This window comes from Streptomyces sp. SID14478 (assembly GCF_010548525.1).
In the GTDB taxonomy this organism is placed as follows: Bacteria; Actinomycetota; Actinomycetes; order Streptomycetales; family Streptomycetaceae; genus Streptomyces.
The window spans coordinates 1-16,140 of record NZ_JAAGMG010000429.1 but is presented as its reverse complement, the minus strand read 5'-3'; the positions used below and the strand labels follow the sequence as shown (position 1 = coordinate 16,140).

Here is a 16,140-nt window from a genome sequence, read left to right as displayed (position 1 = left end):
GGCCGCCGCCCTGACGGCCCTGCGACGCCAGGTGCCCGGGCGCCGCCCCGGAGCGGTGGAGGCGATCAGGCGCCGCCTGGACGCCCTGGCCACCGCGGCCCGTACGCCGTGACGCACTGCCCGCTCAACAGGCCTTGCGCACGTACCCCTTCGCCCCGGCGGGCCGCACGTCGAGGTCCCGCAGCACGATCGACAAACGGGCGCCCCAGGCGCGGCAGGCCCGCGCGAAATCCGCCGCGCGGTACTCGATGACGAAGACCCGGTCGTCGTACGCGGACGCGTACTGCCCGCACTCGTCGTAGCGTGCGCACTCCTCGGCCACCGCGAAGTCGAATCCCGTCGCCGCGTGCCGCGACAGCAGTTCGGCGGTGTTCTTCTGGCCGACGGCGAGCCCCGCCGCGTGCGCGCGACCAGCGAGCAGCTTCGCGAACGCGACTGCGTCCGAGGACGTCAGGAGGCCCTGCGACCGGGTGTAGGAGTCGAGGTTGTCCGGCTCGACGGCCTGGTACCCGGCGTCCGCGCACCCGTCGAACCACGCCCCGACGATCTTCGCGAGCCGGGCCCGCTTGGCCGCCGTCGACAGGTCCAGGAGCGCCTCGTCCCAGTCCTCGTCGATCACCAGACGGTCGTGCGCGTCGCGCAGCAGCAGGTCGGGGTGGTTGGCGCGCCACCAGTCCAGCGCGTCGGGCTGCGCCTGGAAGGCGTTGACGTAACAGATGTTGTAGAGGCCGCGGGCCGGTGCCGCGCCGCGGTCCCGCGCCACGGCCCGCACCCCCGAGGGCGGGCGGTAGGGGCCGCCGATCTGGTAGTCGAAGTCCGCGTCGGCGGTGGGACGCACGACATGGGGTGGCCGCTCCGGAGCGGCCGCCCCCGAGGAGCAGGCGGACACCAGAGCGGCCGTCAGGACCAGGAGCAGGGCCGGGAACACGGCATACGGCCGACGGGAGACCGGGGCGAAGATCACCACGGCACCTTACGGGCCCGCGCCGCACTTCACGGCACGGCGAAGGCAGGCCCGATACGGGCCGGGACCGTCGTCGTCGCTGCACCACGCCCCGGTCCTTTCCCGGCACTCCCGGCAGAGGGGCACGTGCCGGTACGGACCGTGACGTACTTCACGCCGCGCCCCCGTACCGCGGGGAACAACCCTGGCCTCCTGCCCGTTGAACCCACTGTGGACGCGGATGGAACAGTGTCCCCGGGCCCTACCTATCGCCCGCAGGGAAGATCGTTCGGCTGAAGCCCTGCGGAGCCCCCCGCCGAGAGGCGACCGCCATCCGTGTCCACCTCTCAGCCGCCCCGGCCGTGGTCCCCCGTCACGGTCGGGGCTTCCTCTTGCCCCTTACGCCGCCCTGCACACAGTGATCACTCATCTGGCACACTGTGGGCACTCCACCCAGGCGGCCAGGGCCAGGAAACCGGTGCGACACCGGTGCGGTCCCGCCACTGTGACCGGCCGCGCTCCCTGGAGCCGGCCGGAAGTCAGACACTGCCCGGCCGCCTTTCCGTACCGACCAGGGGACGAGGATCCCCCGGAAAGGCACCCGCATGCCCCGCATCGGCACAGCCCCGCGCGCGCTCCTGACGACCCTCCTCCTGCTCCCGCTCGCCGCCTGCGGCACGAGCGGCTCCGAAGAACGGGACAAGGCGGGCGCCGCGCCCGGATTCCCGTACACCGTCACCAACTGCGGTGTGCGCACGACGTTCGACCGGCCGCCCCGGCGTGCCGTCACCCTCAACCAGCACGCCACCGAGGTGCTGCTCGCCCTCGGCCTGCAGGACCGCATGGCCGGCACCGCCTACCTCGACGACCACATAGAGCCGCGGTACACGAAGGCGTACGGCGAGGTGAAGGTGCTCGCCAAGGAGTACCCCTCCAAGGAGGAACTCCTCGGCGCGGACCCGGACTTCGTGTACGGCGGTTACGCCAGCGCCTTCGACAAGGGCGAGGGCCGCGACCGCGCCGGACTGCGGAAAACCGGCGTCGACACCCGCCTGAACATCGAGAGCTGCACGCACGGCGGCGTCGGAATCGACGAGTTGAAGACCGAGATCACCCAGGTCGCCCGGACCTTCGGCGTACCGGAGCGCGGGAAGAAGCTCATCGCCGAGGAGGACAGGAAACTCGGTGCGGTCCAGGACCGGTTGAAGGGGACGAAGCCCGCCTCCGTCTTCGTCTACGACTCCGGGGACTCCAGCGCCTTCACCGCGGGCGGCGCCGGGCTCGGCAACGACCTCATCGAGCGGGCCGGCGGCCGCAACGTCTTCGCCGACGTCGACAAGTCCTTCGCCGACGTGTCCTGGGAGCGCGTCATCGCGCGCAGGCCCGAGGTCGTCGTCATCTACGACTACGGCGGCACCAGCGTGGCCGCGAAGAAGAAGCGCCTGCTGGACGACCCCGCGCTCGCCGACGTCCCCGCGGTCAAGAACAAGAAGTTCGCCGTGCTGCCGTTGTCGTCCGCCGTGCTCGGGGTGCGCGCCGCCGACGCCGTCGACGAACTGGCCGGCCAGCTGCACCCCGGTACGAAGTGAGCGCCCGCAGGCCCCCGTTCCCCGTCCTCGTCGCCGGGCTCGGCGCGGCCGTCGTCGCCGTGGCAGTGGCCGGGCTCGCCCTCGGCTCCGTCAGCATTCCGCCCGGCCGCGTCCTGGACATCCTGTTCGCCGGGGAACGCACCGGGGCGTTCGCCTCGATCGTGTGGGACGTACGGCTGCCGCGCATCGTCCTCGCGATCGTCGTCGGCGCCGGACTCGCCGTCGCGGGCACCGTCCTGCAGGCGGTCGTCCGCAACCCGCTGGCCGACCCGTTCCTCCTCGGCGCGTCTTCGGGCGCCTCGTCGGGCGCCGTCCTCGTCATCGTGCTCGGCCTCGGCGCGGGCGCCGCAACCACCGTGGCGCTGCCCCTCGCCGCGTTCCTCGGCTCGATGGCGGCGCTCGTCACCGTGTACGCACTCGCGCGGCGCGGCGGCACCATGACCGCGGGCCGGCTCGTGCTCGCCGGCGTGGCCGTGCAGTACATCCTCGCCGCCTTCACCAGCCTCGTCCTCGTGCTGTCCGCGCAGGCCGAACACGCCCGCGCCATCATGTTCTGGACGCTGGGCGGACTCGGCGCCGCCCGCTGGGACGAACTCGCCCTGCCCACCGTCGTGCTGACCCTCGGCACGGTGCTCCTCGTGGCGCTCGCCCGCCCGCTCGACCTGCTGCTCGCGGGCGAGGAGGGCGCCCATGTCCTCGGCCTCGACACGCACCGCTTCCGGGCCGCCGTCTTCGTCCTCACCTCGCTCGTCATCGGCGTGCTCGTCGCGTACAGCGGGGCGATCGGCTTCGTCGGCCTGATGGTGCCGCACGCCGCCCGCATGTTCACCGGCGCAGGACACCGCAGGCTGCTGCCCGTCGCGGCGCTCGGCGGCGCCGTGTTCCTGCTGCTGGCCGACCTCGTGGCGCGCACGGTCGCCGCCCCGCAGGAGATCCCCGTCGGCGTCGTCACCGCGCTCACCGGCGGCCCCTACTTCCTGTGGCTGCTGCGCCGCGGATCCCGCGCGGAAGGGGTCGCCGCATGACGCCCGCCAGGCTCACCGTGAGCGGCCTCGGCTACGCGACCCCCGGCGGCAGGAGCCTGGTGCGCGACGTCGACCTGGACGCGCCGCCCGGCGAGACCGTCGGCCTCGTGGGGCCCAACGGCAGCGGCAAGACGACGTTCCTGCGCTGCGTGTACGGCACCCTGCGCCCCACCGCCGGCACCGTGCGCATCGACGGCACCGACGCCGCCACGCTCACCGTGAAGGAACGCGCCCGCCGCGTCGCCGTCGTCCCGCAGGACGCCACCGGCGCGTTCGGCCTCACCGTCGCCGAGGTCGTCGCCATGGGCCGCAGCCCCCACAAACGGTTCTGGGAACAGGACACCCGGGACGACGCCCGCCGCATCACCGAGGCCCTCACCCGCGTCGGCGCCGCCGACCTCGCGAGCCGTCCCTTCGAGGAACTCTCCGGCGGCGAACGCCAACGCGCCCTCGTGGCCCGCGCACTGGCCCAGGAGCCGGGCCTGCTCGCCCTCGACGAACCCACCAACCACCTCGACATCCGGCACCAGTTGGAGCTCCTCGCGCTGCTGCGCACCCTGCCCGCCACCAAACTGATCGTGCTCCACGACCTCAATCTCGCGGCCACGTACTGCGACCGCCTCTACGTCCTGGACGCGGGCCGCGTCGTCGCCTCGGGCAAGCCCGCGGACGTCCTCACCGAGGAACTCCTGCGGACGGTGTACGGGGTGCGCACCCGCATCGGCCCCCATCCGACGGCCGGCACCCCGCACCTCGTCTACCTGCCTCCGGAAGGGGGCGACTGAGCGGCGCGCACCGCGACGGGCCGTCGGGGCCCCGGCGGCGGCCTCCCGCTACAGTGCGGAGATGTCCCGTGCCCACGAGATCCAGCACCGCATCGTCACCACGTTCCAGCGCCGGGTCGCCAATCCGCTGTCGACCCGGATGCCCGGCCAGGTGCTCATCGAGACGACGGGCCGCACCTCGGGCCTGCCCCGCCGTACCCCGGTCGGCGGGCGGCGCGTCGGTGACTCCTTCTGGCTCGTCTCCGAGTTCGGCCTGAAGTCGCAGTACGTGCGCAACATCCAGGCCGACCCCACGGTCCGCGTCCGGCTGCGAGGACGCTGGCACACCGGCACGGCCCATCTGCTCCCGGACGACGACGTCCGCGCCCGTCTGAAGGAACTCCCGCGCTACAACAGCACTGCCGTGCGCGCCTTCGGCACCCAACTGCTCACGGTCCGCGTCGACTTGACCGACTGAGGCGACCCGCGTTCTCGTCCGGGTAGCGCGTGCCCCTCAGCGCACCCCCTTGTTGAAGCAATGAATCAGTGCTTCACTTCTTGGGTGCCCTACCGACGAACACCTGCCGTGCAGGCCCGCATCGACGCGCAGCGCGCCACCGTCCTCGACGCGGCCGTCGCGCTGCTGGCCGAGCACGGGTACGCGGGCTGCTCCATGTCCGCCGTCGCCGCGCGCGCGGGCATCGCCACGGGCAGCGTGTACCGGCACTTCCCGAGCAAGGCCGAGCTGTCCGTCGAGCTGTTCCGGCGCGTCGTCACCCGTGAGGTGGCCGCGGTGCGGGAGGCGGCGGGCCGGCCCGCCGGGACGTCGGCCGAGCGGGTCGTCGCCGTGGTGGAGACGTTCGCGCGCCGCGCGCTCAAGTCCCCCCGCCTCGCCTACGCACTGCTCGCCGAGCCCGTCGACCCGGCGGTGGACGCCGAGCGCCTCGTCTTCCGGCACGCCTTTCGCGACGTGTTCGCCGAACACATCGCCACCGGAGTCCAGGAGGGACAACTGCCGCCACAGGATGCGCAGTTGACCGCGGCGGCATTGGTCGGCGCGGGCGCCGAGGCGCTCATCGGCCCGCTGTCGGACCCGGACCGGGGACCGGACGTCGTCCCCGCCCTCATCACCTTCGCCCTGCGAGCCCTCGGAACCTTGGGAGCCGTCGATGCCGCCCACACGTGAAGCCACGCACGAAGTCACCAACCAAGTACCGCCGTTGACCGGCCACGACCTCGCGGCCGACCCCGCCCTCCTGGAGGGACTGCGCCGTGAGGGCGCCGCATGGGCCGAACCCGAGCTGCACGACCTCGGCACCCTCGCCGGCACCGAACAGGCCCAGGAATGGGGGCGGGCGGCAGAGCAGAACCCGCCGCGCCTGCACACCCACGACCGGTACGGCCACCGCATCGACGAGGTCGAGTTCCACCCGTACTGGCACGACCTGATGCGGGTGGCCGTGGAGCGCGGGCTGCACGCCGCGCCCTGGGCCGACGAGCGCCCCGGCGCGCACGTCGCCCGCACCGCGAAGACGTACGTCTGGGGGCAGGTCGACCCCGGCCACATCTGCCCGGTGTCGATGACCTACGCGGCCGTCCCCGCCCTGCGGGAATCGCCGCGGCTCGCCGCCGTGTACGAGCCGCTGCTCACCTCCACCGTGTACGACTTCGGGTTGCGCGAGCCCACCGGCAAGCGCGGCCTGATCGCCGGGATGTCGATGACCGAGAAGCAGGGCGGCTCCGACGTCCGCGCGGGCACCACCCGCGCCGTGCCGACAGGTGAGGAGGGCCGGTACGCGCTCACCGGGCACAAGTGGTTCACCTCCGCGCCCATGTCGGACGTCTTCCTCGCGCTCGCCCAGGCGCCCGGCGGCCTCTCCTGCTTCCTCGTGCCGCGCGTCCTGCCCGACGGGACCCGCAACGCGATCCGCCTCCAGCGCCTCAAGGACAAGCTCGGCAACCGCTCCAACGCCTCCTCCGAGATCGAGTACGAGGGCGCGCTCGGCACCCTCGTCGGCGAGGAGGGCCGGGGCGTCGCCACCATCATCAAGATGGTCAACATGACCCGCCTCGACTGCGTGATCGGATCGGCCTCCGGGATGCGCCAGGGCCTCGTTCAGGCCGTGCACCACGCCACCCACCGCAGCGCCTTCGGCGCCCGGCTCGTCGAGCAGCCGCTGATGACCAACGTCCTCGCCGACCTGGCTGTCGAGACGGAGGCCGCCACCGTCGCCGGGCTGCGGCTCGCGGGGGCCGTGGACCGTTCCGCCCGGGGCGACGACTCCGAGGACCTGCTGCGCCGCATCGGCCTCGCCGTCACCAAGTACTGGGTGTGCAAGCGGGCCCCCGCCCACGCCGCCGAGGCCCTGGAATGCCTCGGCGGCAACGGCTACGTCGAGGAGTCGGGCCTGCCGCGCCTGTACCGCGAGGCGCCCCTCCCGTCGATCTGGGAGGGCTCCGGCAACGTCGCCGCGCTCGACGTGCTGCGCGCCATGGCCCGCCAACCCGCCTCCGTGGACGCGTACTTCGAGGAGGTCGACCGGGCGAGCGGTGCCGACCGGCGGCTCGACGAGGCCGCAGCCCGACTGCGCAAGGACCTCGCGGACCTCGGGACCGATCTCGACGCCCTGCAGTTCCGCGCCCGCCGCCTCGTCGAGACGATGGCGCTCGTCCTGCAGGGCTCCCTCCTCGTGCGCCACGGGGCCCCGGCCGTCGCCGACGCCTTCTGCGCCTCCCGGCTCGACCGTGACTGGGGTGTCGCCTTCGGCACGCTTCCACTGGGCGTGGACACGTCAGCAATCCTCGATCGGGCCCGCACCCTGGCATGATCGGGGGCATGGCAGAACGTGTGATCGCCGCGTGTGACGGCGCCTCGAAAGGAAACCCCGGTCCGGCGGCATGGGCGTGGGTCGTCGCCGACGGCGACGAGAAGCCCGTCCAGTGGGCGGCCGGAGCGCTGGGCACGGCGACCAACAACGTCGCCGAACTCACCGCCCTGGAAAGGCTGTTGAGCACCGTGGCCCCGGACGTGCCGCTGGAGGTCCGGATGGACTCCCAGTACGCGATGAAGGCGGTCACGACCTGGCTGCCCGGATGGAAGCGCAAGGGCTGGAAGACCGCCGCGGGCAAGCCGGTCGCCAACCAGGAGCTGGTCGCCCGCATCGACGCGCTCCTCGAAGGGCGCACCGTCGAGTTCAAGTACGTGCCCGCGCACCAGGTCGACGGCGACCCGCTGAACGACTTCGCGGACCGCGCCGCCAGCCAGGCGGCCGTCGTCCAGGAGGACGCGGGCAGCGCCCTCGGCTCGCCCGAGCCGCCGCCGTCGGCCCCGTCGTCGAAGTCCCCGGCGAAGGCGTCGGGAGGCGCCGCCCGCCCCCGGGCCGCGGCCACGAAGAAGGCGGGGTCCTCGGGGTCCTCGGCGCGCACCCTCAAGGCGAAGTACCCCGGCCGCTGCCGCTGCGGCCGCTCGTACGCCGCGGGCGAGGACATCGCCAAGAACCCGGACGGCTGGGGCCACCCGGAGTGCCGTACGTCGGCCTGACGACTCTGCGGTTCTCGTACTCAACTGCCCTTCACTCCAGGGTGGTCGAGCACGGGTACGGCCGGTGGCCGTGATGGCCACCGGCCGCGTCCCGCCGTACCGGGCGCTAGTTGCTCACGCGTACGTAGTCCACGACCAACTGCTGCGGGAACTGCGTGCTGCCGTCCGGGTCGCCGGGCCAGTACCCGCCGACCGCCAGGTTGAGAATGACGAAGAACGGGTGCTCGAACACCCACTGGTTGCCGCCGACGTCCGCGGGCGTGCGCGTCTGGTAGACCGTGCCGTCCACCGACCACTTGATGGAGTTCGGCGACCAGTCGACGGCGAACGTGTGGAAGTCGTCCGCGAACGCCTGTCCGCCGGGCAGCGAGTAGCCCGCGCCGATGCCGGCCGAGCCGGAGTAGCCCGGCCCGTGGATCGTGCCGTGCACCGTCGACGGCTCGAAGCCCACGTTCTCCATCACGTCGATCTCGCCCGACTGCGGCCAGCCGACCGAGCCGAGGTCGTCACCGAGCATCCAGAACGCGGGCCACATGCCCTGCCCGCGCGGGATCTTCATCCGCGCCTCCACGTGCCCGTGCGTCGTCGTGAACTTGCCCGACGTGTTCAGGCGTGCCGAGGTGTACTGGCACGTGCCGTACCAGCACTGGTAGTTGTTCGGGTTCTCCTTGCGGGCGGTGATGACCAGGTGGCCCTGGCCGTCGAGCGCCGCGTTGTTCGCGCCCGCGGTGTAGTACTGCCGTTCGTGGTTGTTGACGTTGTCGCCGGTCTCGATCTGCCACTTCGACCCGTCGACGGGCGAGCCCGCCGGGCCGTCGAACTCGTCGGCGAAGGTGGCTGCGGCGGTCGACGCGGTCGGGTCCGCCCCGGCGGCGTTCGCCGTGGGGACGAGCGCGGCGCCGAGACACAGGAGCGCGGCCGTGGCCAGGGGGAGCCGGCGGCGCAGGGGTATGCGCATGGAGCATCACATCACTTCGGGTAGGGGATCGTGCCTGTCCCGGGCACGCCAGAAAGTGAAGACAAGGGAGGTGCGCATGGTGCGTTAACTTCAAGAGTTGATTTAAGAGACGGTGGGAAGTGCCGTCAAGGGATTCGTCCGTACCAAGTCGACGAACGGCAAAGGAAGTTGGGGCGCCCGGGTGCCACGAGAGTCCCGGTGCAGGCACCACCGCATGCCCTCCGTGACGTACCGTCCCGGCCGTGAAAGCCGCTCCTCGATGCCGGACTCGCCTGCCCGCCGCGGGGCCGTCGGGTCCGCCCGCTGGGGGCGTACTAGGGTCGCGGCAGGTGATCGAAACAGGGGAGTGACTGGTGGCCACGCTGCGTTGTGCCGTACTCGACGACTATCAGGACGCCGCCCGTGAGCGGGCCGACTGGGCGCGCCTCGCGGGCCGGGCCGACGTGCGTTTCCTGCACCGCCACCTCGTCGCGCACGACGAGCTCGTCGCGGAGCTCGGCGACTGCGAGATCGTCGTCGTGATGCGGGAGCGCACCCCGTTCCCGGCCGAGCTGATCGCCCGGCTGCCGAAGCTGCGCCTGCTGATCACCTCCGGGAGGCGCAACGCCTCGATCGACCTGGCCGCCGCGGCCGCGCAGGGCGTGACCGTCTGCGGGACGCCCGGGAACTCCGAGCCGCCCGCCGAGCTGACCTGGGCGCTGATCCTCGGGCTCGCCCGCGGCGTCGTCACCGAGAACGACAACCTGCGCACCGGCGGCCCCTGGCAGTCCACCCTCGGCGCCGACCTGCACGGACGCCGCCTCGGCCTGCTCGGACTGGGCAAGATCGGCGCGCGGGTCGCCCGTGTCGGTGCCGCCTTCGGCATGGAGGTGGCGGCGTGGAGCCAGAACCTCAGCGAGGAGCGAGCCGCCGAGGCGGGCGCTCTCCTCGCCACCTCCAAAGAGGAACTCCTGGAGACCAGTGACTTCGTCTCCGTGCACCTCGTGCTGAGCGAGCGCACCCGCGGTCTCGTCGGGGCCGACGACCTGCGGCGGATGCGCCGCACCGCCTACCTGGTGAACACCTCGCGCGCCGCGATCGTCGACCAGGACGCGCTGGTGCGGGCCCTGAACGAGGGCTGGATCGCGGGAGCCGGCAGCGACGTCTTCACGACCGAACCCCTCCCGCTCGACCACCCGCTGCGCACGGCGCCGCGCTTCCTGGGCCTGCCCCACCTCGGCTACGTCACCGCACGCAACTACGCCGCCTTCTTCGAGGGGGCGGTCGAGGACATCGAGGCGTACTTGGCGGGCAGCCCGATCCGCACGCTGGGCTGACCCCGTGCCCCGTCGAGCGTGCTCGACGGGGCACGGGCGAGCGGTCGGTCCGCTATGGGTGTACCGGCGGCCACGGCACCTCGGCGAGCACCGGCAGCAGATGCTCCTCCTCGTAGTCGAGATGCGCGGTGAGCTCCCTCGTCATCCGGTCCAGTTCGGCGCGGAAGGCCACCGGATCGGCGGTGGCCACGTCGTCCAGCAGCGCCACCAGGGCGTCCTGGATGCGGCCCACCACCACGTGCTCGGCGCGCAACCGGTCGAAGACGCCGGCCAGTTCGGGATGGAACCGGGCGATCCCGGGGAACAGGTGCCCGGCCTCGCTGTCGTGATGGAACTCCAGCGACTGGCAGAAGGCGAGGCAGTGCTGCCGGATCTGCAGGCCGAGGCCAGGGCGCGTCGCCGCCGGGGCGGCGAAGTGGGCCTCGGTCTCCGCCTGCACGTGCCGCAGCTGGTCGCGCAGCCAGACGTGCACCTGCAGGAGCTTCCCGGCGAGCGTCGTCACGGTCTGCGGCGCGTCGGTCGCGGGCTGTTCCAGGACGACGACGGGCAGTGTCCGCGAGGTGCGCGCCTGGTACGCGGCGTACCCGGGTGCGGCCTCGACGACCGCCGCGAACAGGGCGTCGCGGCGCGCACCCTGCGCGGGCACCGCCACGGCCTGGAACGCGACCGCGTCGTCGCCGTCGGGGCGGACCGTCACGACGGGCCGGGCGAGCAGGTTGTGGTACCAGGCCGGATGCCGGTCGGCGCCGAGGTTCGACGCGACGACGAGCATCTGCCCCGCGTGGCGGACGTACCCGAGCGGCACGGTGTGCGGGCGGCCCGAGCGGGCCCCCGTGGTGGTGAGCCGCAACAGGCCGGAAGGCGAGGGGGACGACGAAGGTGAGGGAGAGGACGAAGCGGACGGGCGAGCGGTACGGGACATGCGGAAGGGAACTCCTCGGAGCACTGCGCACAGGCAGGAGGGCGAAAGCGCGGGAAACGCGCGGAGAAAGGCAGAGGGGTGCGCCACCGGCGCACGCGCATCAGGTCGCGGAGCGAGAACTCATGACGTCGTCCCTGAGTGAAGGGTGCTCGCCCGGCGGCCGGCCGGCCCACTGCTCTGTGGCCGGCGCCCCGCGGCACCGCCGCCATGGGATCAGACGCCACGGTGCGCTGTCAAAGGCCCACCCGGCGTGAAACCCCCAACGCATTGATCAACTAGGGGAGTTGACGTGGCAGACTGCAGACGAGGTCATCCGACCCGGCCCGCCCCTCGCGACGTTGGAGTCCGCTCATGACGGCACCCGCCCCCAGGCCCCCCATCGACACCAGCCAGGCGCACCCCGCCCGGGTCTACGACTGGCTGCTCGGCGGCAAGGACAACTACCCGGTCGACGAGGCCGTCGGGACGCAGTTGCCGCCCGAGGCGCGGGACGCCGCCCGGCAGAACCGCGCGTTCATGCACCGGGCCGCCGCCTGGCTCGCGTCCCAGGGCACGGACCAGTTCCTGGACATCGGCACGGGCATCCCGACCGCCCCGAACCTGCACCAGGTCGTCCAGCGGGCGCTGCCCTCCGCGAAGGTCGTGTACACCGACAACGACCCCATCGTGCTGCGCCATGCACAGGCCCTGCTCGTCAGCGCCCCCGAGGGGGCGACGGACTACATCCAGGCCGATGTCCGCGACCCGAAGGCGATCCTCGAACACGCCCGCACCGTCCTGGACTTCGACCGCCCCATCGCCCTGTCGCTGATCGCGCTCATGCACTTCATCGGGGACGAGCAGAACCCGTACGACATCGTCTCCACGTTGGTCTCCGCACTGCCCTCCGGCAGTCACCTGGTGCTGTCGCACGCGTCGTCCGACATCTTCCCCGACCTGTCGGACCAGGTGACCGCCGAGTACGCGAAGGGCGGCATCAAGCTCGCGTTCCGCACCCGCGAGGGCGTGGCCCGCTTCTTCGACGGGCTGGAGCCGGTGGCGCCCGGTCTGGTGACCGCGACCGAATGGTTCCGCGAGGAGCCCGCTCCCGAGTCCGAGGCGAGCGGGATCTACGCGGTGGTGGCGCGGGTGCCCTGAGCTGGGAACGGATGCCGTGCGGCCGGGGTGCACCCCGGCCGCATTTTCATGTCCGCGCCCAAGATCGGGAGAAGTTGGCGGGAATTGGACGCACGTTACCTATCGGTATGCATCGACTTGATTGACGATCAACAGTAGAACTCGTTCCCATTCCGTCGAGAGTGAGGAACGCACAATGACCGACTCGACCCGCCCTGAAGTGGCCCGTAACGGGATCTCCCGCCGCGGCTTCCTCGCAGGAACAGGTTCTCTTCTTGGTGCCGTCGCCCTGAGCGGGCACGCCGCCGCGGCCGACCGGACCACCGCGGCCTCCGTCGCCCCGGTCGCTGACGGCGCGCACCTGCCCGCCCTCGTCATCGGCACCGGGTACGGCGGCTCCGTGGCCGCGCTGCGGCTCGCCGAGGCCGGCGTCCCCGTGCAGATGGTGGAGATGGGCATGGCCTGGGACACCCCGGGATCGGACGGCAAGATCTTCGCCAACACCACCAAGCCCGACAACAGATCCTTCTGGCTCAGAACCAAGACGAAGCAACCCCTGAGCAACTTCCTCGGCTTCCCGATCGACAAGGCCATCCCGAAGTACACCGGGATCCTGGACGCCGAGGACTTCGCCGGCATCACCGTCTACCAGGGCCGCGGCGTCGGCGGCGGCTCGCTGGTCAACGGCGGCATGGCCGTCACGCCCAAGCGGGAGAACTTCGCGTCGATCCTGCCGTCCGTCGACGCGGGCGAGATGTACGGGACGTACTACCCGCGCGCCAACGCCGGTCTCGGCGTCGCCACCATCGACCCGAACTGGTTCGAGACCGCCGAGTGTTACCAGTACGCGCGCGTCGGCCGCAAGCACGCCCAGCGCTCGGGCTTCCCGTTCGTGTTCGTCCCCGACGTGTACGACTGGGACTACATGAAGCAGGAGCAGGCCGGCACGGTGCCGAGGTCGGCGCTCGCGGGGGAGATCCTCTACGGCAACAACTACGGCAAGAAGTCACTGCAGAAGACCTACCTCGCACGGGCCACGGCCACCGGGAAGGTCGCCATCTCCCCGCTGCACAAGGTCACCTCGGTGTCCCCGGCCGCCGGCGGCGGCTACACCGTACGCATCGACCAGCTCGACACCTCCGGCGCCGTCGCCGCCACCAAGGAGGTCACCGCGGACCGGGTCTTCTTCGCCGCGGGCAGCGTCGGCACCAGCAAACTCCTCACCAAACTCAAGGCGACCGGCGCCCTGCCCGCGCTGAACGGCGAGATCGGCAAGGGCTGGGGCGACAACGGCAACGTCATGTGCGGGCGCGCCAACCACGTGTGGGACCCCACCGGTTCGCTCCAGGCGTCCATCCCCACCGGCGGCATCGACAACTGGGCCGCGGGCGGCGCCTTCGCCGAGGTGGCGCCACTGCCCACCGGCATCGAGACGTTCGCGTCGTTCTACCTGTCCATCACGAAGAACCCGCACCGCGCCGAGTTCACGTACAACCCCACGTCCGGCGGCGTCGACCTGAACTGGCAGACGGCGTGGAAGCAGTCGGGGATCGACGCGGCCAAGACCATCTTCGACAAGATCAACGCGAAGGAGGGCACGATCTACCGCACCGACCTGTTCGGCACGTACAAGATCTGGGGCGACCACCTGACGTACCACCCGCTGGGCGGCGCCGTGCTGAACAAGGCGACCGACAACTACGGCCGCCTGCACGGCTATGCGGGCCTCTACGTCATCGACGGCGCGCTGATCCCGGGCAACACCAGCGTCAACCCGTTCGTGACGATCACGGCGCTCGCGGAGCGCAACATCGCCAAGATCGTCACCACTGACCTGTGACGGCCGCGACCTGCCCAAGCCGCGGCCGCCCAGGGGTGGTTCAGGGCTTGGGCAGGACGCACACGGCGTCCAGTCCCAGCACGTGGTTGAGCCGTCCGAAGGCCAGCCAGGAGCCGATGGACATGCTCAGCTCCACGATCTCGACCTGGCTGTAGCGGGCGGTCATCCGCTTCCAGAACTCCTCGTCCAGGCCGTGGTGGTCGAGGGCGTAGCGCTCCGCGTACTCGGCGGCGAGCCGGGTCCGCTCGTCGAACGCGTCGGTCTCGCGCCATCCCTCGACGGCGTCGGCGAAGGACTCCTCGACCTTCTGGCCGTCCCGCTCGGTGCGCCAGTCGAGGCAGAACAGGCACCCGTTGATCTGCGCGATCCGCAGCCGCGCGGCCTCGAACTCCCGCAGCCCCAGCGTCGTGTGCTCGTAGACGGCCAGGGAGAAGTTCGCCGCGGCGGGCCCGATCCCGGGCACCATCTCGCCCCACACGTGGCCGATGGGGTCCTGGCCGTCGGGTATGTCGATCCTCATGGCTGCTTCCTTCCGAGCCGGCCGACAGCGGGGGTCACGGGCACGTCGAGCGCGTCGTAGAGGCCGGGCGGCGCGGCCAGCAGCCAGTCGATCGCGCCGACGAGACGCCCTACGGCGGTCGCATTGCCGCCCGCCGCGTGGTTACCGCCCTCGTCGGTGGCCTGGACGGTGACCTCGATGCGCGGGCGGCCCTCGACGATCACCCGGTGCGCGCCGGCCCCGCCGCCGGGCGGCACCGGCCAGTCGGGTGCGCAGGAGGGATGGATGCGGGTCACGTGCTCGACGACGAGGCGCACCTCGCCGTCCACGACGCCCTGCACCTCGAAGCGGACCGCTCCCTGGGTGCCCGCGTCGAAGTCGCCCATGGTCGCCGTCGTCACGTCGCTCTCCAGCGGGCGGCGTTCCACCGCCTCGCGGATCTCGTCGATCTCGACCCCGAGGGCCCGGCCCAGGAGCCTCAACTGCCCTCCCCACACCATCGTGGGTATGGATTCGGCCAGCATGAGCGGCTCGTAGTCCATGGGGTGCCCCATGCCGATGAGATGGCGTACCGAGTCCTCCTGGTCGTACGTCGAGTAGTCGAAGATCTCCTGGCAGCGCAGTACGTCGACGCGGGTGCCCAGGCCGCTGACCAGCAGCGGCAGCACGTCGTTGGCCCAGCCGGGGTCGACGCCGGACACGAACAGGGAGCCCCCGCCCTCCTCGATCGCCGCCCGCACCGGGTCGGTGAAGTCCGGCGGCGCGCTGCGCGGGTCGTAGAGCGGATAGAGAGCCGGGGAGACGACGACGGCACCGGCGCGCAGGGCGCGGCAGATGTCGTCGAGGGCCTCGTCGGGGCGCAGCTCGCCGGAGGCCGCGTAGAAGACGGCACCGGGACGTGCCGCGAGCACCGCGTCGACGTCGGTCGACGCGGTGACACCGAGGGCGTGGTCGCAACCGGCCAGGTCGCCCGCGTCGCGGCCGTCCTTGGCGGGGTCGTGCACGAGCACGCCGCAGAGTTCGAGCCCGGGGTGGGCGTCGACGGCTCGGATCGCCGCGCGGCCCACGTTCCCGGTGCCCCAGACCACCGTGGAAGTCATGCGCGGGAGCGTAACCTGACGAGCCGTCAGTTCATAGACTTACCGCGCGAGTTGACTCCCTGCCGCGGTCAGGGCCTGCTCGGCGTAGCCGCGGCCGAACAGCACCGCGTGCACGAGGAGCGGGAACAGCTGGTGCAGCGGGAGACGGTCCTGCCAGCCGTCGGCGAGCGGCGCCGCTTCCTGGTAGCCGTCGACGATCCGGCCCAGGTGCGGGGCGCCGAACAGGTGCAGCATCGCGAGGTCGGTCTCCCGGTGCCCGCCGTGCGCGGCCGGGTCGATCAGCCACGCGGCGCCGCCCGGGCCCCACAGCACGTTGCCGTTCCACAGGTCGCCGTGGAGGCGGGCGGGCGGCTCGGCGGGCCCGGCGAGGGAGGGCAGGCGGTCGAGGACCTTCTCGACGGAGTGGGCCTCGGCGGCCCGCAGCGTCCCGGCGTCCACCGCGAGCCGGAGGTAGGGCAGGATCCGGTGCTCGGCGTACCAGTGCGGCCAGTCGGCGCCGGGGACGTTGCGCATCGGGGCGAGGCCGA

General features: G+C 72.0%; 15 protein-coding genes, 1 pseudogene and 1 riboswitch. Of the genes and pseudogenes, 10 read left to right on the top strand and 6 right to left on the bottom strand.

Annotation, left to right across the window (positions count from 1 at the left end; translation table 11 throughout):
• Positions 1-124 precede the first annotated feature (124 nt).
• Positions 125-904 carry an endo alpha-1,4 polygalactosaminidase gene (locus tag G3I40_RS14160; protein WP_239091725.1) on the bottom strand — a complete coding sequence of 260 codons (780 nt, stop codon included), beginning with the start codon at positions 902-904 and terminating at the stop codon, positions 125-127.
• A 477-nt stretch (positions 905-1,381) separates the two neighbouring features.
• Positions 1,382-1,512, top strand: a riboswitch (cobalamin riboswitch).
• Between the two features lie 36 nt (positions 1,513-1,548).
• Between G3I40_RS14160 and G3I40_RS14155 the strand changes: the two genes are divergently transcribed.
• From G3I40_RS14155 to G3I40_RS14125, 7 genes are all read left to right on the top strand, one after another.
• Complete coding sequence (locus G3I40_RS14155; RefSeq protein WP_164302517.1) at positions 1,549-2,532, top strand: ABC transporter substrate-binding protein; 984 nt, start codon at positions 1,549-1,551, stop codon at positions 2,530-2,532.
• Positions 2,529-3,557 (top strand): iron ABC transporter permease, encoded by a 1,029-nt coding sequence (locus G3I40_RS14150; RefSeq protein WP_164302516.1) that lies wholly within the window; start codon positions 2,529-2,531, stop codon positions 3,555-3,557. Before G3I40_RS14155 ends, G3I40_RS14150 begins: the two co-directional genes overlap by 4 nt.
• Positions 3,554-4,342, top strand: coding sequence for an ABC transporter ATP-binding protein (locus G3I40_RS14145; protein WP_164302515.1), 789 nt, complete (start codon positions 3,554-3,556; stop codon positions 4,340-4,342). Before G3I40_RS14150 ends, G3I40_RS14145 begins: the two co-directional genes overlap by 4 nt.
• 61 nt (positions 4,343-4,403) lie before the next feature.
• On the top strand, positions 4,404-4,799 hold the full coding sequence (locus tag G3I40_RS14140) for a nitroreductase/quinone reductase family protein (protein WP_164302514.1): 396 nt from the start codon (positions 4,404-4,406) through the stop codon (positions 4,797-4,799).
• An 84-nt stretch (positions 4,800-4,883) separates the two neighbouring features.
• A complete protein-coding gene (locus tag G3I40_RS14135) occupies positions 4,884-5,507 on the top strand; it encodes a TetR/AcrR family transcriptional regulator (protein ID WP_164302513.1) in 624 nt (207 codons plus the stop codon).
• Positions 5,491-7,149, top strand: a complete 1,659-nt coding sequence (locus G3I40_RS14130; RefSeq protein ID WP_164302512.1) for an acyl-CoA dehydrogenase family protein — start codon at positions 5,491-5,493, stop codon at positions 7,147-7,149. The genes G3I40_RS14135 and G3I40_RS14130 overlap by 17 nt, the downstream gene beginning before the upstream one ends.
• Positions 7,146-7,862, top strand: a complete 717-nt coding sequence (locus tag G3I40_RS14125; RefSeq protein ID WP_164302511.1) for a ribonuclease H — start codon at positions 7,146-7,148, stop codon at positions 7,860-7,862. The genes G3I40_RS14130 and G3I40_RS14125 overlap by 4 nt, the downstream gene beginning before the upstream one ends.
• Before the next feature lie 112 nt (positions 7,863-7,974).
• On the opposite strand, the pseudogene G3I40_RS14120 reads toward G3I40_RS14125, so the two are convergent.
• Positions 7,975-8,820, bottom strand: a pseudogene (locus tag G3I40_RS14120) (glycoside hydrolase family 16 protein); the annotation flags it as partial.
• A gap of 353 nt (positions 8,821-9,173) precedes the next feature.
• On the opposite strand from G3I40_RS14120, the gene G3I40_RS14115 reads away from it, so the two are divergent.
• The gene (locus tag G3I40_RS14115) at positions 9,174-10,136 is read left to right on the top strand and encodes a D-2-hydroxyacid dehydrogenase family protein (RefSeq protein WP_164302509.1); all 963 of its coding nucleotides are present in this window, start codon (positions 9,174-9,176) and stop codon (positions 10,134-10,136) included.
• Positions 10,137-10,188: 52 nt separating this feature from the next.
• Here the strand turns inward: G3I40_RS14115 and G3I40_RS14110 are convergent, their stop codons facing one another.
• A complete protein-coding gene (locus G3I40_RS14110; protein WP_164302508.1) occupies positions 10,189-11,058 on the bottom strand; it encodes a nitroreductase/quinone reductase family protein in 870 nt (289 codons plus the stop codon).
• 351 nt (positions 11,059-11,409) lie between these two features.
• Between G3I40_RS14110 and G3I40_RS14105 the strand changes: the two genes are divergently transcribed.
• Both G3I40_RS14105 and G3I40_RS14100 read left to right on the top strand, forming a co-directional pair.
• Positions 11,410-12,195, top strand: coding sequence for an SAM-dependent methyltransferase (locus G3I40_RS14105; RefSeq protein ID WP_164302507.1), 786 nt, complete (start codon positions 11,410-11,412; stop codon positions 12,193-12,195).
• A gap of 175 nt (positions 12,196-12,370) precedes the next feature.
• Positions 12,371-14,014, top strand: a complete 1,644-nt coding sequence (locus tag G3I40_RS14100; RefSeq protein WP_164302506.1) for a GMC oxidoreductase — start codon at positions 12,371-12,373, stop codon at positions 14,012-14,014.
• Positions 14,015-14,054: 40 nt separating this feature from the next.
• On the opposite strand, the gene G3I40_RS14095 is transcribed toward G3I40_RS14100, so the two are convergent.
• The 3 genes from G3I40_RS14095 to G3I40_RS14085 all read right to left on the bottom strand — a co-directional run.
• Positions 14,055-14,534 carry a carboxymuconolactone decarboxylase family protein gene (locus G3I40_RS14095; protein ID WP_164302505.1) on the bottom strand — a complete coding sequence of 160 codons (480 nt, stop codon included), beginning with the start codon at positions 14,532-14,534 and terminating at the stop codon, positions 14,055-14,057.
• Positions 14,531-15,613 (bottom strand): dihydrodipicolinate reductase, encoded by a 1,083-nt coding sequence (locus tag G3I40_RS14090; RefSeq protein ID WP_164302504.1) that lies wholly within the window; start codon positions 15,611-15,613, stop codon positions 14,531-14,533. The genes G3I40_RS14095 and G3I40_RS14090 overlap by 4 nt, the downstream gene beginning before the upstream one ends.
• Positions 15,614-15,652: 39 nt before the next feature.
• Positions 15,653-16,140: fructosamine kinase family protein (locus tag G3I40_RS14085; RefSeq protein WP_164302503.1), on the bottom strand; the 488-nt coding region annotated here is incomplete at its 5' end.